Origin of the sequence: Streptomyces noursei (genome assembly GCF_016917755.1) — a bacterium.
Taxonomy (GTDB): domain Bacteria; phylum Actinomycetota; class Actinomycetes; order Streptomycetales; family Streptomycetaceae; genus Streptomyces; species Streptomyces yunnanensis.
The window spans coordinates 1,420,814-1,440,876 of record NZ_CP070326.1; the positions used below are offsets into that span (position 1 = coordinate 1,420,814).

General features: G+C 71.5%; 10 protein-coding genes and 1 pseudogene. All 11 read right to left on the reverse strand.

Annotated elements, in window-relative coordinates:
* Positions 1-73: 73 nt before the first annotated feature.
* Entirely contained in the window at positions 74-2,209 is a 2,136-nt protein-coding gene (locus JNO44_RS06115; protein WP_205362081.1) for a protein kinase domain-containing protein, read from the reverse strand.
* Positions 2,206-4,425 (reverse strand): protein kinase domain-containing protein, encoded by a 2,220-nt coding sequence (locus JNO44_RS06120; RefSeq protein ID WP_205362084.1) that lies wholly within the window; start codon positions 4,423-4,425, stop codon positions 2,206-2,208. The genes JNO44_RS06115 and JNO44_RS06120 overlap by 4 nt, the downstream gene beginning before the upstream one ends.
* 14 nt (positions 4,426-4,439) lie before the next feature.
* Positions 4,440-5,351 carry a hypothetical protein gene (locus tag JNO44_RS06125; RefSeq protein ID WP_240167448.1) on the reverse strand — a complete coding sequence of 304 codons (912 nt, stop codon included), beginning with the start codon at positions 5,349-5,351 and terminating at the stop codon, positions 4,440-4,442.
* 217 nt (positions 5,352-5,568) lie between these two features.
* A pseudogene (locus tag JNO44_RS06130) lies at positions 5,569-6,065 on the reverse strand (citrate/2-methylcitrate synthase); the annotation flags it as partial.
* Positions 6,066-6,172: 107 nt separating this feature from the next.
* Positions 6,173-6,990 (reverse strand): IS5 family transposase gene (locus tag JNO44_RS06135; protein WP_420882620.1). Its coding sequence is split into 2 segments (ribosomal slippage): positions 6,173-6,639 and positions 6,639-6,990, totalling 819 coding nucleotides; the frame shifts between segments, so codons are not numbered across the junction.
* Between the two features lie 213 nt (positions 6,991-7,203).
* Positions 7,204-8,529 carry a WS/DGAT domain-containing protein gene (locus JNO44_RS06140; RefSeq protein ID WP_205362086.1) on the reverse strand — a complete coding sequence of 442 codons (1,326 nt, stop codon included), beginning with the start codon at positions 8,527-8,529 and terminating at the stop codon, positions 7,204-7,206.
* Between the two features lie 214 nt (positions 8,530-8,743).
* A complete protein-coding gene (locus JNO44_RS06145; RefSeq protein ID WP_205362089.1) occupies positions 8,744-9,754 on the reverse strand; it encodes an SDR family oxidoreductase in 1,011 nt (336 codons plus the stop codon).
* The gene (locus JNO44_RS06150) at positions 9,751-12,909 is read right to left on the reverse strand and encodes a hotdog family protein (RefSeq protein WP_205362096.1); all 3,159 of its coding nucleotides are present in this window, start codon (positions 12,907-12,909) and stop codon (positions 9,751-9,753) included. The genes JNO44_RS06145 and JNO44_RS06150 overlap by 4 nt, the downstream gene beginning before the upstream one ends.
* Positions 12,910-12,991: 82 nt before the next feature.
* Positions 12,992-17,632: a type I polyketide synthase gene (locus JNO44_RS06155; RefSeq protein ID WP_205362097.1), complete on the reverse strand. Its 4,641-nt coding sequence runs from the start codon at positions 17,630-17,632 to the stop codon at positions 12,992-12,994.
* Between the two features lie 10 nt (positions 17,633-17,642).
* The gene (locus JNO44_RS06160; RefSeq protein ID WP_205362098.1) at positions 17,643-19,178 is read right to left on the reverse strand and encodes a PfaD family polyunsaturated fatty acid/polyketide biosynthesis protein; all 1,536 of its coding nucleotides are present in this window, start codon (positions 19,176-19,178) and stop codon (positions 17,643-17,645) included.
* Entirely contained in the window at positions 19,171-19,851 is a 681-nt protein-coding gene (locus tag JNO44_RS06165; protein ID WP_205362099.1) for an EF-hand domain-containing protein, read from the reverse strand. Before JNO44_RS06165 ends, JNO44_RS06160 begins: the two co-directional genes overlap by 8 nt.
* Positions 19,852-20,063: the final 212 nt, after the last annotated feature.

Sequence of the window (20,063 nt, forward strand, 5' to 3'; positions counted from 1 at the left end):
GGCCCGTCGGGGGCGCGCCCGACGCATGGCACCCCTGGTGCCGGCGCCGGCGTGCCGGCGTACCCACCGGCCGCTACGCCTTGGGCAGGGCAAAGCAGAAGAGCTTGCCGGACCGGCTGGCGAAGACCCGGTCGTCGACGGGGAACGACGACCAGGCGCCGGAGCCGCCGCTGACCGGGTACCGCCAGACCTGCCGGCCGGTCTCGGCGTGGAAGCCGTACAGCCCCTTGGGTCCGGCGGCGAGGAACAGCTCGCCGCCCGCGCCCAGGAACTGCAGCGTGCCGAGGCCGGCGCCGGCCGTCCAACGGGCCGCCCCGGTACGGGCGTCGACGGCGTGCAGGACCGTGTCGAGATAGCAGACGGTGGCGCCGGACCGGTCGTAGCCACGATTTCCCCGGGCGGCGGTCCGCACGCTCCACAGGGTCTTCCCCGTCGTCGGGTCGAAGGCCGCGAGCAACCCGCTGGTGGCGCCGCTGGCGCCGGTGCCCGGGTAGCAGAACAGGATGTCGTCGTGCAGGCGCAGGGACCCTTCGTACATCATGAACTGGCTGTTCGTCGGCGGTAGTTGTGTGCTCCGGTGCCAGAGCGTCGAGCCGTCGGCCGGGTCGAGGCCCAGCAGGTTCATGTCGCCGTCGATGGCGTAGAGCACCTTGCCCTTGGCCGGCGGGTAGAGGGCGACGAGGTCCTTCGACCACAGCGGGGTCCCGGTGTCCGGGGCGAGGGCGGTGTATCCGTTGAGCGTCGCGGTGGTGGACGTCTTCCCGGCGCCGCCCCAGACGATCAGCCGGCCCGTCGGGGTGGTGCCGACCGCCGTGAGTCCGCCCTTGACCGGCGCCTGCCAGCGCACGTCACCGGTCGAGGCGTCGAGGCCCTGGAAGCGCCCGCCGTTGTCCATGGTCACGACCAGTGAGCCGCCGGCGAACTCCAGGTGCGGCGCGCCCGTTCCGGTCGGGGAAGCGGTCCACCGCTCCTTGCCGGTGCGGCCGTCGACGGCGTGGACCTTGCCGTCGGTGCGCACGGTGTAGACGCGTTGGTCGTCCGCGAGGGCGGCGGTGTTCTGGCCGCTGAGGTCCTTCCACAGGAGCGTGCCCCTGGCCCGGTCGAAGCAGGCGCCCGAGGTCTTCCCTGCGCACAGCAGCGTGGACGCAGTCACCGCCATGAGCGCCATGTCGGGCTGTGGGAGGTCGGCGGTCCAGGAGAGTTCGGGGCCGGCGGGTGTGTCGCCGTCGCGCGAGCGGAGCAGCAGGAAGGTGCCTCCGGTGGCGGCGGTCACGGCGAGCGCCGCGCCGCCGAACAGCATCCGGCGCCGGCTGACCAGGGACGTGCGCACCTCCTCGTGGAAGCTGCGCTCCGACTCGGCCACCTGGAGCTCGACCGCTCCGAGCCAGCCCGCGGTGCCGGTCGGGCGCAGCCACTGCTGCAGCTGTGCGATGGTCGGCCGGCGGGCCGGGTCCTTGTCGAGGCAGGCGGCGACGGTGCCGAGCAGGCCGTGCGGGACGCCGTCCAGCGCGGGCGCCTCATGGGTGGCGCGGTAGAGCAGGGCGTGGACCGCTCCGGTGCCGAAGGGCGGATTGCCGGTGGCGGCGTAGGCGAGCACGGCGCCCAGGGCGAACACGTCGCTCGCGGGAGTGAGTTCGGCCCCGGTGGACTGCTCGGGCGACATGAAGCCGGGCGAGCCGATGATCTGGCCCTGCGCGGTGAGCACGGTGCCGTCGACGGCCCGGCTGATGCCGAAGTCGATGACGCGGGGCCCGTCGAAGGTGAGCAGGATGTTGGACGGCTTGAGGTCGCGGTGGATCAGCCCCGCACGGTGGATGGCGGCCAGTGCCTCGGCCAGGCCCGCGCCGAGCACACGCAGGGTGGCCTCGGGCATGGGCCCGTGCGCCTCGATGGCGTCGGACAGCGCGGGGCCCGGGACGTAGGCGGTGGCCAGCCAGGGCTGCGGCCCCTCGGGGTCGGCGTCCACCACGGGCGCGGTGAAGGCGCCGCCGACGGCGCGGGCCGCGTCCACCTCGGCCTTGAAGCGCCGTCGGAAGTCGTGGTCGGCGCTCAGTTCGGAGCGGACGACCTTGACGGCGACGGCACGGCCGCTGCGCGACGCGGCCAGGTAGACGCGGCCCATGCCGCCCGCGCCGAGTTCCCGCAGCACGCGGTACGGGCCGATGTGGGTGACAGCGGTGTCGGTCGGCGTGCTGGGCGTCGTCGTCATCTGGGGTCGCTCCGGAAGGCGTACAGGGTGGTGTCGGATGCCGCGTAGAGGGTGGTGCCGCTGATCTGCACGCGCCACGCGGTGGTCTTGTTCCTGGTCTCGGTGCCGGAGGCCCGGTGCGCCCAGAGGACCTTGCCGTCCGCGGCACGCAGCACGACGAAGCCCGGGGTGTCGGCGCCGAACAGGGGGTAGGCCAGCAGGGACGAGGAGACGGCGGGGCCCGGGTCGGATGCGCCGGCCGGGGCCAGGGACAGCGGGCTCGCGGTGTGCCACCGCTGCTTGCCGCTGCGGGTGTCGAGGGCGAAGACGGTGCCCTGGCCGTCGACGGCGTAGGCCGTCGTGCCCAGGACCGTGGTGGGGTTGAGGCGGGTCGGCTCGTCGACGGCGGTCCACAGCGTCCGGCCGTCGGTGGCGCGGAACGCCTGCACCTTGGTGCTGGTGACGAGCAGCGCGTTCCCGTCGGTGGTCAGGTCCGGGTAGTCGCCGGGCCGGAGCACGTCCCGGACCGTCCAGCGCACCGTGCCGGTCCGCAGGTCCAGGCCGTGGAGGGTGCCGCCGTCGTGCAGGAAGCAGGTGCGGCCGTCGGAGTGGGCGTGGAAGTCGCTGCCGGCCACCTTGCGGGACCACAGCACCTTCCCCGCGGCGAGGTCCACCGCGCAGACGCCGTAGCCCGTGTCGCTGCTGGTGCCGAGGAGGGCGACCGCACCGGTGGCCCAGAAGACGGCGTTGATCTGGGCGGGGAAGCCGCCCGCAGGCCGCTCGGTGACCGCGTGGCTGAACTTCAGGGCGCCGTCGGCGTCCAGGCCGAGCAGATAGCCGCGGTCGCCGAGGGCCGACGCGAACAGCGTCGATCCCCGCACGCCGAGCCATTCGGGCCTGCCGCTGACGTCGGACGGCATGCGGGGCGCGGCGGTCCAGCGCTCCGCTCCGCTGGCGGCGTCGTAGCCGATCGCGGTGGTCTGGTCCCACCGTACGAGGGTGTCGCCGAGCAGCCTCAACTGTCCGTTCTGCAGCTGCCGTAGCGGGTGCGACCACTGCGGCGCCGGGCCTGCTGGCACCGTGGCGCCCGGCGCGATCGTGGCGCCCGCGGGCCGGCCCGGGGCGCCGTCGGGCTTCGGTCGCCCGCCGGCCAGGGCCGCGGTGCCGGCGGCCGCCGCGGCGGCGCCGCCGGCCAGCGCGAGCCACACGAAGTGGCGGCGGCTCGGCCGGCTCGGGGCCGCCGTCGCCTCCAGCGGGGTGAGGGGCACCGGGGGCGCGGTGACCAGGACGCCGGCGTGTGCCGCTCGCGTGGCGAGGTCCTCCCGCAGCCCCGGTACGAGCAGCGCGGCGGGGTCGGCGGTGCCGAGCGCGGTCAGCACCGCGGTGGTGGCCGGCCGGCCCGCCGGGTCCTTGTCCAGGCAGGCCGTCACCAGGGGACGCAGCGCGTCGGGTACGCCGGTGAGCTGCGGCGGGGCGTGCACGGCCCGGTAGACGACCTCGGTGGGGCTGCCGGCGCCGAAGGGGCCCTGCCCGGTGGCCGCGAAGACCAGGACGCAGCCGAGGGAGAAGACGTCGGCCGCCGGACCGGCCTCGCGGCTCGACACGATCTGCTCGGGGGCCATGAAGCCGGGCGTGCCCATGACCGTGCCCGTCCGGGTCAGCTGCGTGGCGTCCGCGGCCCGGCTGATGCCGAAGTCGATGACGCGCGGCCCGTCTTCGGCCACCAGTACGTTCGCGGGCTTGAGGTCGCGGTGGACGACGCCGGCGGTGTGGATGGCCAGCAGCGCCTCCGCGAGGCCCGTGCCCAGTGCCCGCAGGGCCGGGTCGGGCAGCACGCCGAAGCGGCGCACCACGTCGTGCAGGGACGGTGCGGGGATGTAGGCGGTGGCCAGCCAGGGTTGGGGCGCGTCGGCGTCCGCGTCGAGCACCGGTGGGGTGAAGAAGCCGCTCACCTTGCGGGCGGCGTCCGCCTCGCGCCGGAAGCGCCCGCGGAAGTCCGGCGTCTCGGCGTACTCGGGCCGGATGACCTTCAGCGCGACCAGGCGCGAGCCCGGCGATCTGGCGAGGAAGACCCGGCCCATGCCGCCCTCGCCGAGGAGTTGGAAGACCTCGTACGGGCCGATCCGGCCGGGGTTCTGCTGCTGCGGGGCCGACGGGTGCGGCTGCGGGAGGGTGGGCTGCGGAGGCGGCTGCCGGAGCGTGGCGTCGTCGCTGCGGCCGTGCTGGGGTGTGTCCACTGCGCGGTGGCGGGTCAGCTGAGCGAGCCGAGCACGTCACGGGCGGCGGCGAGGGCGGCGTCCTCTGCCTGCTGCTGGTTGGTGCCGGAGCGCCCGGGGTCGTAGGTGTAGCTCACGGTGTAGGTGGCGTTGCCCGAGCGGACGATCACCGTGGCCTCGGCCAGGCTCGTCGGAGGCTTGTCGACAGCGTGGACGACGTGGGCCTGGTCACCGAGGTCGCCGACCGGCCGGGAGTCGGTGACCTTGCGCATCTTGCCCAACGCCTTCAGCGCGGTGTTCTTGTCCATGTCGTACATGTTCTTCGCCGCCGGGCCGACCGTGAGGTTCACGTCCAGGCTCAGGTACGCGCCGCCGGAACCGAAGGGCGCCTGCCACCTCGGCATCCTGGTGATCATCGCCGCCATGGTGGCGTTGTCGAACTGCGAGGGCTTGCACTCGGTTCCGGGCGCGATACGGGCGAGGGTGGCCGCCTTGATCAGCTGGCAGCCCTCGGACACCTTGGTGTAGGTCTTCCCCTCCGACGCCCCTGCCCCCGGGTCCGGCGACGTGACGGATCCGCCGGGGGCCTGCCCTGCCGCGGTGCCGGTGCTCCCGCCCCCCGACAGGGCGAGAGCCACTCCGACGACCGCGGCCACGGCCAGCACTGCGCCGCCGCCGATCAGCCACGGCCGGGCACCGCGGGGCGGACGCCCCGCGGCCCGAGCACCATCGTGCGGCAGCGTCGACGGGGCCGGCTGCGACCAGGCCGAGGGCGCACCCGGCGCCCCGTCCGGGACCGGCGGCGGCGCCTGGCCCGGCATGGGCGGCACTGCCTGCTCCGGGGCCGGTGCCGCCGGCACCCCGGCGGGCGTCCCCTGCCGGAGGGGCTGGGTGGGGCGGTTCTCGACGTAGCCCTGGCGGGGGTCCGGCTGGGAAGTCTCACTCACGGGGCAACTCGCCTTTTGTGCGTTCCGATTTCGCCGCCGGGAGCGCCATGGTCAGGTCCCATGGCCCGGGCCCGGGGCGAGGGCGCCCCTACGCCCCGAGGCGACAGGGGGAAGTCTGCCGCCGGGCGATGTCATGTCGATGAAATCTCGCTGACGCGACCGACGGACCGGGTGCGGCGGGCGGCGGTCGCCCGGGGCGGGACGCCGGTGCGCCGGGCTACCCGGCGGTCGCCGGCACCGCCCGCTCCCCCGGTCCCGCGTACGAGGCCAGCGGCCGGATCAGGGCGTTGTGGGCGAGTTGTTCGGTGATGTGGGCGGTCCAGCCGGTGATCCGGCTCATCACGAAGATCGGGGTGAAGGTCGGGGTGTCGAAGCCCATCAGGTGGTAGGCGAGGCCGGCGGGGTAGTCGAGGTTGGGGTGGATGCCCTTGCGGGTGAGCACGGCCTGGCGCAGGGCGGCGTGGAGCGTGGCCAGGCGGCTGGTCTCGAGGTCGGCGGCACGCGTCACGAGCCGGTCCAGGGCCGTCTGCATGAACGGGACGCGGGAGTCGCCGTGCCGGTAGACGCGGTGGCCGAAGCCCATGATCCGGCGTTGGCGGTGAAGGTGGAGGCATTGAAGCTGTGTTCGGCGTAGAGGACGAGGGAGATCTCGAAGCAGCGGACGAGGTCCGCGTCGGGCACGGTGCCGAAGCACATGTGGAAGATTTGATACGCAGATGCCGCCGCACCTCGCCTGACCTGCTACTTAGCGGGTCTGACGAGGTGCGGCGGCATCTGTGGGACTTTTCTGGGACTTTGGGCCCGCGGTGGGCTAAGAGGTCCTAACAAAGGCGTTGGACGTGTCTGTAGGTGATGAGACATGTAGCGAGCCCGAGGAAGGCTTCATGGATGTCGTCCCGTCGCTCCCATCGGATGCGCAGGCGACGGAAGCCGTGCAGCCAGGCGATCGTCCGTTCGACGACATACCGGAAGACGCCCAGGCCGGAGCCGTGTGGCTCGCCTCGCCGCGCGATCACGGGACGGATGCCGCGCTGCCACAGCAGACGCCGGTACTTGTCGTGGTCGTAGCCACGATCGGCGAACAGCGAGTCGGGCCGGTGCCGGGGCCGGCCGACAACCCCGGCGACAGGGGGGATCTTGTCGAGCAGAGGCAGGAGCTGGGTGACGTCGTTGCGGTTGCCGCCGGTCAGCGACACCGCGAGTGGGATGCCCCGAGCGTCGGTGACGACGTGGTGCTTGCTGCCCGGCCGTGCGCGATCGACCGGACTGGGACCGCTTTTGGGCCCCTACGGGCCGCCCGCACATGGGAAGAGTCAATCACCGCCCGGGACCAGTCCAGCTTCTTCGCCGACCGCAGCTTCTTCAACAGCAGCACATGCAGCTGGTCCCACACCCCGGCGGCATTCCAGGCGGCCAGCCGCCGCCAGCAGGTCATGCCCGAACCGAAGCCCAGCTCCTGCGGCAGGTACTCCCACTGGATGCCGGTGTGCAGCACGAACAGGATCCCGCACAACGCCTGCCGGTCCGGCACCCTCGGCCGCCCCTCAACCAGCTTCGGCCCCGGCTTGGGCAGCAACGGCTCGACCAACGCCCATAGTTCATCCGACACGATCCACGGCCGCGACTGACGCTTCCCCACGACCAGACCAACGAGCAAATAGGCCAGCAGTCACATGATCAACCACTTCTGTTAGGAGTTCTAAAAGGGGCACGTCCCAGAAAGCCACGCGATGTGAGAGTGGAAGCAAGCGCAGTGCGGTGCCGTTGTGGTCGACTGATCGCTTGCACAGGCCCAAGGAGGCTCCCCGAGCGAGCCCAGGGCACGGCTGAGCCCAGGGCCACGACAGACAGGTCAATCCCTCGCGCCCGCGGCAGACGTGGCGCTTTCCGACTCCGACGCAGCCGGACCGGCAAGAGCGCACAACTCGTCAAACGCCGCGCTCCACATCTCGGGGAGACTGTCTGCGCCCTTCAAAGTGCGGTCGGTAGTGAAGCACACGAACGAGGTCCCGGCGTAGCGTGAGATCGCGACAGCGACGCGGTGGCCCGCCGGCAGGAAGACGATGGGGAGGATCTGCTGCACGCTGCGGCCCAGCACGCGCAGCGGGATGGGAGGTCCGGCCACGGTGGTTGCGAGCAGAGTGTTCACGTTCGGGCGGAGGTTCCGCTGCAAGCCCCAGGAGAGAACGGGGCCTGGCAGTAGCTGCAGCAGGGGCGGCAGAAGCGCATGCGTGGCCAGCCGTTTGGCCGTGCGGCTGCGCTGGGCGATTTCGTTGAGCCGAGCCAGAACATCGGGTTCGTCGATCGGCAGAGAGATCCGAGAGCTGACGATCCTGTTGCCATGCGTGTCGCGCTCGTTGGTGCGGCGGATGCTGATGGGGACCAGGGCTGTGACCTGTCCGTCCGGTCGCAGCCCGCAACCGGCGTACCAGTCACGAAGGGCTCCGGTGAGGGCTGCGAGGATAACGTCGTTGGGTTGCGCGCCCAAGGCATGCGCACAGGACACGAGCCTTCGGTAGTCGGCCTGTGCCCAGACGTACCTCATCCCGTCGGCGCCGGCGCGTGTGCCGGGAGTCAGCACACTGGCACGGGGGACTCCCAGCAGAGGTGCGACCAGCGCACGGACTGTGCGCGCCGAGGTGAGCACGGTGAAGCGGCCGATCCGAGCCGGGCTCTTGGGCATGGGCGCTGTTCGCGAGGGCAGGCGGTCGCGATCACCAACCGGTACTGCGGGAGTGAAGCCTGTCCCCGGGATGCTCGCCAGACGCGAGAGCAGCTGGATCCCACCGACTCCATCGATCAGCAGGTGATCAAATCGAATGGCCAGGGCGAACCTCTGCGGCGCGTAGCCCACCATCCAGACGTCCCAGCCTTCATCAGGGAGGCTGGCTGAGTAGCACTCACCCAATACCTCTCCCAGCTTCGTTTCGTCCGGCGCCTCTGCCAGCGTCACCTGATGTTCGAGGATTCCAGCCGAACCCGGCCGCGAAGCGGTGGGCACATGACCGGTCAGGGTCGACACCAGGTCAAGCAGCTCAGCACGGGTGGGATGTTCACCCTCGCACAGGAACACAAAACCGATCGCCGTGGAAGCATCGGGATTGCGCCGCTGATAGGACTTCCAACCTGCAGTGAGGTGATCGCCCCTCACTGCTGGCTTTCCCCAGGGGACCTTCATCGAAATCACCTTTCGGAGTGGCAGACCGAAGTACCTTCGGGGTCAACGAGCCTGCACGGCGTGGGGTATGCCCTGAAGGCGCCACGTGTCGGCAATTCGCGGTTCGGGCTTGAAAGCGGCACTTTTTGGCTTGGCGTCCTGGGGTGCCGCTTCCCGGCCTGCCTAACCCCAACGTCTACACCGATGGGGCTCGCACTGTGGCCAAGCTGCCTGGTCACTGGAGTTCCCAGGTGTCGCGGGGCAATTCGACCAGGTAGTTGATCATGTGGCGCAGGGCGGTCTCGCTCGATTCGGGGGTGGGGGCTGTGGGGCCGGTGGGGATGCGCCCCAGGGAGGTGGGGAAGGCGTCGACGTCGTTGTAGGCGGTCATCAGGTTGGCGGCGCGCTGGATGACGCTGGGCGCGGCGGAGGTTGAGCTGCGGGCGAGGACTGCGTTGATGACTGTGTCGGCGACTGCGGGGTCGATGAGACGGGTACGGAAGACCGCCTGGTCGATGTCGCGGAGTTCTTCGTCGTTCTGGGCGCGGGCGGCGGAGGCGTCGTAGGCGATGTCGATGATGCGTTCCATCGGCAGGGCGGCCGGGCCCGCGGTGATCCAGTGGTCGCCGCGCGCGCTGTGGTCTCGGGCGAGTGCGGCGAGTGCGGCGGCGACAGTATCCCGGGGGATGAGGTCGACATGGGTGCCTGGGGTGCAGGGTAGGAAGGGCATCTGGCCGGAAAGGGCGACGCCGAGCAGGTAGTGGAATGCCTGGAGACGGGGGACTTCCCCCGAGTGGGAGTCTCCGATCACGGTGGAGATCCGGGCAATGCAGCTGGGCAGGCCGGACTCGCGTACCAGTGTCTCGCCGGCGGCTTTGGAGGCCGCATAGGCGCCGAAGGGGGTGTGGTCGCCCGCGCGGGAGATGAAAGCGGTGGAGCCGTGCACGAGGTGGGCGCCGGCGTCCTCGGCGAACCGCAGGACGTGGCCGGTTCCGACGACGTTGACCCGGTGCAGGTGCTCGGGCGTGATCGAGAAGTTCACGCTCGCCGCGCAGTGCACGACGGCGTCGACTCTGGCCGCGAGGTCGCGGTAGTCGGCCGGGTGGAGGCCGAGCCAGGGCCGGGTCACGTCGCCGCGTACGGACGGCGTGCCGACCGGCTTGTGGTGGGTGAGCGCGATGGCTTCGTCCAGCTCGCGCAGCAGCGCGGAGCCGACGATGCCGGAGGCTCCGGTTACCAGGATCATGGGGTCCTCACGGTGGCGGAGTCGTCGTCCCAGCTGACGTTGTCGAGGCCGGTGACCTCTACGGTTCGCGGGTGGACGCCGATTGTCCGGGCGATGTGTTCCTTCAGGGCGATATGCGGAAGCCAGTCCGTGGCACGGGTACCGTCGGGCAGGCCATAGACGGCGTTGGCGGTTCCCGTCAGGACGTCGATCCGCCCCACGTCGCTCCGTCGCAGCACACCGTCCGAACCTGTCAGCAGCAGGCGGGAGTCGGGGTGGCCGTCACGCAGGTAGGCGCGGCGGGCGGGGCCGGAGACCTCGGCCAAGGGGCCGGCCGGGATGAGCATGTTGACGATCTGGAAGGAGACCAGCACGCTTTCGTCCCGGCACAGTTGGACGTCGACCGCGACGAGATCGTCCGGCAGCACACCGGCGAACCTGGCTTCCACCTCGATCTCGCCGCAGTCCGGCAGGGGGGCGAACACGGCGAGCCGGGTGAGCTGGTGCGGGAAGGACATTCGGCCGGGCCCGATGGCCGGTTCCCACCGTTGCAGCTCGTTGTGTGGGATGACGTGCAGTGCGGCGTCCAGCAGTCCTTGGTGCAGTGCGCCGCGCGGCACTGAGCCGCGCCCGGCGTCGAGCATCCCGCTCGATCCGGCGGAGCCCCTCCGCAACGCCGTCAGGTACTGGAAGCTCGGACCGTGAAAGAGCTCCGCGCCCTCGTATGGGTCCGGCACGTCCACGAGATCAGGCAGGGGGGCGAAGCGTTCCGGACGGGGTGGCGGCTCGAATCCGACCGTTGCGTCGGCTACCGGTGCGAACCTGGAGAGCGCGCCGGCCTCGTGCCATACCGCGAGCCGCGCCGTGTCCCCCGCGCAGGTCATGCGAAGCCGGGTCGGGCCGGTGACCGGCAGCCACCGCTGCACGCGCAGGTCATGCAGTACGCGGACTGGGCGCCCGGCGTGGTCACTGGCCGCTCGGGCGAGGAGGTCGGCTGTTGACATCAGCGGTACGGCCGGCACCGTCCAGGTGGGGCAGTGGTCCGCCAGCCAGGTGTCCGAGCGGGGGTCGAGCACGGTGTCGACGGTGGAGGGTGAGTCCGGTGTGCCGGGGACCGCACGTACCCTCAGGCGAGGGACGTGGTAGGCCCTGCGGCCGTCCACCCAGAGCCATGCCTCGGCCTCGGCGTGCCCGCCCTGGGGCCCCAACTCGACGTCCAGCACGTCCAGCTCGATGGTGACGAGGGCGTCGGTCGGTACGACCTGGCCGCGGTACGTCCACGAGGCCGGCACGACCGATTCGAACCGGAACCCGTCGCCGACGCCACACTCGACCAGGTAGTAGCACAGGAGCTGGCACATCGCCTCGATGCCGAGTGAGCCGGGCTGTACCGGGTCGTTGAAGAAGTGCGCCTTGAAGTACCAGGCATCGGCCCGCACGTCGCATTCGGCACGCAGCCGTCCGAGTCCGGCGGGGCCGCCTTCGGGCCAGTACCCGGTGATCCGGTCGAGCATCAGCAGCATCGGGCCGGGCAGGCGGGCGGAGTGCCCGAAGAACCGCGCGGGCCGGGACCGGAGGTCGGTGACCGGGCGGTCACAGGGCAGGGCCAGTCGGGTGCGGTCCGCGTCCGTCACCGGCAGGCCGGTCTGGGACGTCAACTGGGCCGCGTGCGTCAGGGCGAAGACCGCGGTGCCCTCCAGTGCGGGAACGCCGTCTGCCTCGCAGCGGATCCGGAACGTCTCCACCACCGTGCCGTCCCAGCGGTCCAGCCCGACGAACTCCACAGCGGTCTTCAACGACCGTACGTCCGGCGGCACTTCGCGGGTGGTAGTCAGGTGGCCGTCGAGGTTGCGGATCCGCAGCTGCGCGTCGGTCGTCCGGGCTGCCAGGTAGCCGGCGAGAAGGCCACAGGGCTGAAGTGCGGCCTCCATCAGCGCGGCGGCTGGGAGCGTTCCGCTCTGCTCGCGGAACCACACCTGCTCGGGCACGTCGTACTCGGCGACCAGGTGGCTGCCGGGCCGGGGGGCTCCAATGGTGGCGGACACCTCGGTCAGCCGGGTGATGAACAGGTACGGCGGTCCCGGCAGCCGGAAGGCATCGTCACTCGCGCCGGGGAAGATCTCGTTCACCGGTCCCCACGCGCTGGCGAGCATCGCCGCGTGGTCGTACCGGACCGAGCCCACGGTGGCGGCGGCCGGATCGTCGTGGCCGCGCAGGCCGGCGAGCACGCGGGGCGGTCCCGGATTGCCGGTGCGTTGGACGGTGGCTGGGCCGAGGAGCCGCCAGTGCGTCAGGGGCGTGTCCGGTACGAGATGGACCGCGAGCCCTTCGGCTCGCATCACCACCCGGTTGTCGATCGTGCAGACCGCATCCGCGTGCACGGTCGTGTCCGTCATCGACCGGATCGTGATGTGGTAGCGGGACGTTCCGTCCGGGGCGTTGGCGAGGAACCGAACACGGGCGGGCTCGTCCGGCTGCGGCTCGAACCGCCAGCCGTCGCGGTGGACCGTGCAGCAGGTTGCGGCGAGTTGGAACGAGAGCGCCTGGAAGCAGCCTTCGAGCAGCGCGGCAGGTGTCCGCCATTCCTTCGGAAGGGTGCGTCCGGTCGCGACGAGCCCCATCGAGGGGGCGAACGCGGTGATTTCATGCAGCAGGAGCGTGCGGCGCGAACCGAGACCGGGGCTGCGGACATGGGCGCGCGTCAGCTCCCAGTCGTTGCCGGTGAAACAGTCGGCCGGGCGGCCCTCGGCGAATGCCGTGACCTCGCCGGGGCCGAATCCAGCGCCCGTGTGCTCGGGCGGCAGGCCCTGGCTCAGGCCCTCCGACTCGGTGCCGCGCAGCGACAGCAGGCCGTCGACCCTGCCCCGGAAGGAGCGCCCGCTGAGGGTCAGCGAGCTCAGTAGCCGCTCACCCGGCGCGGGGAGCCCTTGGTGGAAGGCGAGTTCGCAGTCGAGCACCCCGTCGCGCTGCGGCAGCAGCTCCAGCAGGTCGTGCACCAGGGCTCCGGCCGTCATCCGGCCTGCCCTGTCGAGGTACCAGCCGCCGAGGTCGACAACGGTGTGAGCAGTGCGCGCGGGACTGCCTGCCGGTTCGGGGCGTGGCATGTGAAGGTCCGCCTGAGCGGCGAGGAAGCGCTCGTGAAGGTCGGTGGCCAGCCGCAGCTGTTCGGAGATCAAGCCTGCGGCATCCGCCGGGGCCGGGGCCGGGGCCGGCCGATGGGACGTCGGGGGCCGGGGCATGATCTCGACGCCGGCCACGTCATCCACGGGCCACCTCCCGCAGCCGCGCCAGCGCGCGGCCGGCGGTGATCAGCACGCGCGGATCGTCCGCCGTCATGGTCAGTTCCTCGGCGAAGGAGCGTGCCCCGGCCTGGAGCGGGATCATGTCGACGCCGCCGAGCCGGAACACCTCGGCCAGCTCGGGGGTGACCATGCCTGCCTCCCATGGTCCCCACAGCAGCGAGCGGACCACTGTCCCGGGGCGGGTTGCCTGCTCGGCGGCGAGCACGTGGTTGAGGGTTTCGTTGGCCATCGCGTAGTCGCACTGCCCCCCGTTCCCGGTCGCGGCGACGACCGACGAGAACGCGCACAGCAGCCGCAGCGGGTCCTCGCGGGTGGCGGACAGCAGTGCCCGCAGACCGTCGACCTTGGTTTGGAACACGGCGTCGAACTGCTCCTCGGTCTTGTCCTCCACCCGCCGGTCGGCCAGCACTCCGGCCGCATGCACGACGCCGGTGATCGGCCCCCACTGTGTCCGGACGTCCGTGAGCGCCGCCCGTACGGCGTCCTCGTCCCGGACGTCGGCGTGCAGGTAGCGGGCCTGGTCCAATCCGTCCACCTCGCGGCTCGGGCCGCGGCCGAGGAGGACGAAGCGCGCGCGGTGGCGGGAGTCGAGCGCGCGCAGCGCCGCCGCCGTGACTGCCCCGGTCCCGCCTGACACGACGATCACCGGGTCCTCCCCGAGAGCGTCAGTGGCGGACGGCCCCGGTACGTGATCGGGGAGTTCGGCGAGGGCCAGCGTCCACCGAGTCCCGTCAGCAGCAAGCCCGACGTCCAGGTCGGGGCCTCCGGCCAGGAGTTCGTCGACGACGGCGGCGGCGACCTCGGCCGCCGTCCGGTCCGCGCGCCGGCAGTCGATGGCCTTGACCGCGGCGAGCGGCCATTCCCAGCGGACCGTACGGGCGAGCGCGGCCAGGCCGCCGAGCCAGGGTCGTTGCGCGTCGCGGTGGCCGAACCCGCCGCCGGTGTCCTGCACGGTGACGAAGACACCGCCCTCGGCGCGCAGCCGCGGCCCGATCGCCTGCGCTGCCCGGAACGCGTCCCGTTGGACGGCCAGGGCGTCGTCGATGGACGTGATGTCGGCGAGCCCGCCGAGGAACAGCAGGCCGGCGGCCGCCGTCCTGGCGAGGTCGGCCGTGGTGCCGACCTCTGCGTGGATGCCTCGCTCGGTGAGCAGCCGTACGGCTTCCTTGGCGATTCCGGTGCCATCGTCGGTGACCAGCAGGGTCCCAAGTCCCCGCATGGGTGAGCCCGGTGCGGGCGTGCGCTGCAAGGTCAGGACATGCCGGCGGATCGCCTGCACAGGAACAGCAGTGGTGAGCGGAGCGGGTGCGTCCAACAGGGCACGCAGACGGTCGGCGATCTCACCGACCGTGCGCAGCGTCAGAAGCGGGGCGAGCTGAGCCCGGTCCACGGCTTCCAACTGCGGGAACATCGGGCGCAGCGCAGCGAGGACCTGGGTGCGGGTGATCGAGTCCAGGCCGAGGTCGACCTCCAGCTCCATGTGCGGCTCCAGGATCTCCACTGGGTAGCCGGTCTTCTCAGCCACGGCGGCCAGCACCACGGCCTCCAGATCATCGAGGCTGCGTACCTCGACGGGTGCCGGGGACATGGCCACGGCGGGTGCCGAGGCGGCGACTGGCGCGGGCGGTGGGACGGCAGGCCGGTGGAGCGGTCCGGCTGCGGCGGTCGGCTCGACGATGTGGTCCGCAGTGCCCTCCAGCGCCGTCAGCGCGTCGATCGACTTCTCGGCCATGCTCAGATAGGCCGCGTGGGCGCGTGCGATCTCCTGCTGGGCTTCCGCGACCGCGCGCAACGTATCGCCGCCCAGGGCAGCGGAGTTGGACAGCACCGGTGCCGGTGCCGCGGGCGAGTACTCCGCGTTCGGCGGGTAGCGCCTGCCGTGGTTGCCCCCGCTGATCAGCATGGGCATCGCCGGTCGCGCAGGCTCGGGCCGGGCGGGACCGTGCCACAGCCCGGCGAAGTCGAGCGGGACACCAAGCGCGCAGAGGTGTCCGAGCGCGTCGAGCAGTCCGGTCACGCCGTTGCGGCCCGGGCGGTCGAGGGCGATCGCGTGGACGTCGGCGAGGGACTGCTTGACCAGGCCGGTCAACGCACCGCCCGGGCCCACCTCCAGGAAGATCCGCACCCCGTCGGTATGCATGGCCCGCACCATGTCGGCGAAGCGGACCGGGGAGGCGACATGGTCGGCGATCGCCCGCCGAATCTCGGCAGGCTCCACAGAGTGCACGGCCGCCGTGGTATTCCCGTACACGTCCAGCAGCGGTGCACGCACAGTCGCCCCGGATAGGAACGCCCGCAGCGGCTCCGTCGCCGACACGACCAGAGGGCTGTGGAAGGCCGCCGAGGTGTCGAGCACCCGCGCCGTCATTCCAGCTGCGGTGGCGTGCCTCTGTACCAGTGCCCCCGCCTCGGCGGTTGCGGCCACCACGACCTGGCGCGGAGCGTTGTGGTTGGCGATCCACGCCTCGGCGAGGTCGTGGCGTGCGAGCAGCTCCGACACCTCGTCGACGCCGGTATCCAACGCGATCATGACACCGGAGGTCCCGCGCATCAGCTCGCCCCGACGGGCGGCCAGCCGCATCAGCGTGTCCTCGTCGTACGCGCGCGCCGCGTGCAGGGCCACCAGCTCGCCGAAACTGTGCCCGGCCACGCAGTCCGGCCGCACCCCCACCGCATCCAGCACGGCCAACAGCGCGAGGCTGTGCGCGGCGATGGCCGGCTGCGCGGCGCCGGTGTCGGTGAGCGCGCGCCGCTGCGCCTGCCGCTCGGCGTCGGTGAACACCGGTGCGGGGAAGACGAGCCGGGACACCTCATGTCCGTTCCACACCGCGTGGGCCTGCGGAAGATGCATCGCCAGGTCCGCACCCATGCCCACGTACTGGGCCCCCTGCCCCGGGAAGAGGAACGCGATCCGGCCCGGCGCGCGCCCGACGCCGTAGTGCACACCCGAGGGCGTCGAGAACGGTTCTGTGCCGACCAGGCCGCGCGCCTGTTCCAGCTTCTGTGCGAGGTCCTCAGTGGACGAGGCGACCACTGCCAGCCGGTGCGCCTCTGTGCTGCGGAAGGTCTCCTGGCTGCGCCGCGCGATGGCTGTCAGGCCGCCCGAAAGGTCGCGGGAGAAGAGCTCCTGCGGGGTGGCGGCGGACAGCACCACCAGCTCGCACGGCCGTACCTCGCAGCGCACCGAGTGGCGGGTCCGAGGCGCCATGCCGGCGTACTCCTCAAGCGCGACATGGAAGTTCGAGCCGCCGAAGCCGAAGCTGGACACCGAGGCTCGCCGAGGGTGGTCGGCCGTGTGGATCCACGGCCGCGCCTGTGTGTTGAGGTAGAAGGGGCTCTCCGCCAGCTTCAGTCCGGGATTCGGCCGAGTGACCTTGATCGTCGGCGGCAGCACCCGGTGCCGCAACGCCAGGGTGGCCTTCAGCAGCCCGGCGGCGCCCGCCGCGGCCTTGGTGTGCCCGATCTGGGACTTGACGGACCCCAGTGCGCACCACTGGCGGTCAGCCCGTCCGCTCGCGTCGAACACCGAACGCAGGGCGGCGAGTTCGGCGGCGTCACCGGCGGCGGTGCCGGTGCCGTGCGCCTCGACCAGGCCGACCGTCTCCGGTCCGTAGCCCGCAGCCTCGTACGCCCGGCGCAGCGCCCGCGCTTGCCCGGTGTCCAGCGGCGCATACACCGAGGTGCCGCTGCCGTCCGAGGAGGAGCCGATGCCGCGGATCACGGCGTGCACCTGGTCGCCGTCGCGTTCTGCGTCGGCGAGCCGCTTCAGGGCGAACAGCGCGATGCCCTCGCCCAGCATCGTGCCGTCCGCGTGCTCGTCGAACGGGCGGCAGTCGCCGCTGGATGACAGAGCCGGGGTCTTGCTGAAGCACTGGAACGTCAACGGGTCATTGAGCGTGTCCACCCCGCCGGTGATCACCAGGTCGGAGCGGCCGAGCAGCAGGTCGTCCGCCGCGACCGACAGAGCAGCCAAGGAACTCGCACACGCGGCGTCCACAGTGAAGTTGGCCCCGTGCAGGTCGAAGCGGTTCGCGATCCGGCCCGCCACCACGTTGCTCAGCAGGCCCGGGAACGTCGCCTCCTGCCATGGCGTCGAGTAGTCCGCGATCCGGTCGCAGACCGCATCCGCGTCCGCCTCGGACAGCCCGCTGTCCAGCAGAGCCCGGCGCCACAACGGGCGCCCGGCCCGCGCCGCCATCTCACCGAGTAGCTGCAACGAGGCACAGCCGAGGAACACGCCGACCCGCTCGCCGTCGACCTGGTCGAGCCCTGTGCCCGCCAGACCGGTCAGCAGGCGCTCCGCGGCGACCAGTGCCAGCAACTGGGCGGTGTCGGTAGCGGGCAGGTTTCGCGGCGGCACCCCCAGGGCCATCGGGTCGAACTCGACCTCGGGAAGGAATGCCCCGCGGCGGGCGTAAGTCTTGTCCGGAGCCTCCGGGTCAGGGTCGTAGAAGTCCTCGATCAGCCAGCGATCGGCCGGCACGTCGGTCATGAGGTCGCGCCCCTCGATGACGTTGCGCCAGAAGGCGTCCACATCCGGGGCGCCCGGCGTGATCGCGCTAACGCCGACGATCGCGATCCGGTGGTCCAAGCTCATCTGCCGTTCCTCAAGCCAGTGGGCGAGGCCGGAAGTCGAAGACTTCGGCGGGAAGACGGACCCCGAGGGTGCGCAGCTGGTGCGCCCGGGTCAGCACCGCGGCTCCCTGGAGCAGGTTGCGGGCGATCTGTGTGACCGAACGCCGACCGGGATCGGCCAGAAAACTGCCGGCGACCCAGGTGTTGAAGGCCCCTGCGGCGGGGCCGCACCACAGCTGGTAGTCGAAGCGCCGGCCCGGCGCGCCGTCGACCGCCCACGCGGCAGCGTTGCCCAGGTACCAGCGGAAGGTCAGGGCCATCCGGTGCTTCGGGTCCGCATGCGCCCGGGTGACCTCGGCAGGAGCGCGCTGCGACCAGTACTCCTCGGTCAGCTTCCACACATCGTCCAGGGAGGTGCCGAAGACCTCGCGCTCCAAGGCTTGCCGGGTCTCCTTGGGGATCGATTCCAGCGACGGGTGGGCGGTGTACAGCTGGTGCAGCCGGGCCGCTCGGCCGGCGAACTTGGTTCCGCGTCGCAGGACCTGGACCTTGGCGCCGAGTTCGAACATGTCGGCCGCTGGCGCCATCGCCACGTCCGCCACCCCGGCCTGCGCGAGCATGGCCTTCGCTTCGTCGCTGACGGCGGCCTCGACCGACATCTGGTTCACCGAGCCCGTCACGACGTACGCCGCACCGAGGGCGAATGCCGCCGCCACCGCGGCCGGATCGCCGAGCCCGCCTGCCGCACCCACCCGCACACCGGGGTTCTTGCGGCGGGCCAGCGCAAGGACCGCCGGCAGCACCGCAACCAGCGGCCGACCGTCGGTGTGGCCACCGCTGTCCGCCTCGACCGTGATGTCGTCCACCACCGGCGTCCGGGCCGCCAATCGGCCCTCGTCCTCGGTGAGTTCACCGTCCCTGACCAGTCGGCGCACCAGTTCCGCCGGGGGCGGGGACAGGAACAGCTCGGCCGTCTCGGGCCGCGATACCTTGGCGAACAGCGCGGTTCTCCGAAAGATCCGGCCCGCTGCGTCGGCCCGCAGCCCGGAGCCCGAGCAGCGCACCACCGCGGGCGTGATGTCCATGAACGCCGACACCGAGATCTTCGGTACCCCAGCCCGCAGCAGGCGCGCCGCGACCTCGTTCTCCATGGCCCGATCATGCGGCTGGTGGATGAGGTTGACACCCCAGTTGCGCCGCCCGGCCAGGCCGGTCCGCAACCGCTCCAGGTCCCGGTCGAGACGTGCCAGACCGAGCCCGGCCGCCCCGAAGAACGCCAGCATCTCCTCCCGGGCCATCGCCTCGACCATCTCGACGCCCGCGATGCCGTACGCCATCTCACCCGCGACGTAAGGGAATCGCACCTGGTGAGTTTCGGCGAAGGACCAGTCGCCCAACCACTCCGGGTACATGGCCGGCACCGTGCCGACAGCGGCTGGCCTCGGCCGTTCCGAGAGCCCCAGCGCACCGTCCCGCTCGCGGGCCACCAGATGCACCGGCCTGGCCACCCGCTGGGCTAGTTCGACCAGGCCGTCGCCGTGGAACACCCCTGGCGCCGTGTCAGACACGGCCGAGCGCCAGGTTGCCCGGCGCCCGGGGGTCCAAGCTCGTGATGAAGTCGGTGACCGCCATCAGCACCTCGGCGTAGCCGAGATGGCCGTCCGCATCGGCGTCCAGCACCTCCCACGCGTGCTCGGCGTGGTTCCGGTCCACGCGCAGGACCTCCGTGCCGAGACGAATCGCCTCATCCCTGGTGACCCGCCCGTCATGGTCATCGTCCGCCATCGCAAACGCCAGATTGGTGACCACACCGATGTACTGCAGTGTCTTGTCCGGCGTCTCCGCAACACTGTTGGCCATCACCACGACGAACTGCTCCGCATCCAGCCGCTTCGGGTCCGGCACCCACGCGGGCTTGACCACCAGCGCGTGCCAGATCCGGTTCACCGTCGCGACCATCTGTTGCGCCCGCGGCGAGTCCTGGGCGTGCCCGGTCAGCCGCGCCAGCCGGTGCGCGAACTGCATCGTGTCCCCGGGGGTCACCGCACCGTCGCCGTCGTCGTCCAGGACCTCGAACATCCACAGCTGCTTGCGCCGCAGGTATGGGTCCTGGGCCGCCGCCAGCCGTTCCGCGGCCGCAATGGTGACCGCAGCGTCCGGCCTGGGCGCGGCCACGGCCTCACCCGTCAGCGCCACAGCGGGCACGGCACCGGCTGCCAACCCCGCAGCGCCGCGCAGCACCGTCCTGCGGGTCGCATTCGTCTCTTCGTTGCCCTTCGGCGTCTCAGCTACCACGAGCCCCTCTGTTCGCGCAACGTGATCGTTACTGCACGCTCGTTTGTGATCTCGTGCCCGGGAGGCTAACAGCGTCACCCGACCCGCCATGACCTGAAATCACTCAAATTGGTTATCTAAAAACCAAGTTGATATACAGCGGTGCCGAACATGCTAGA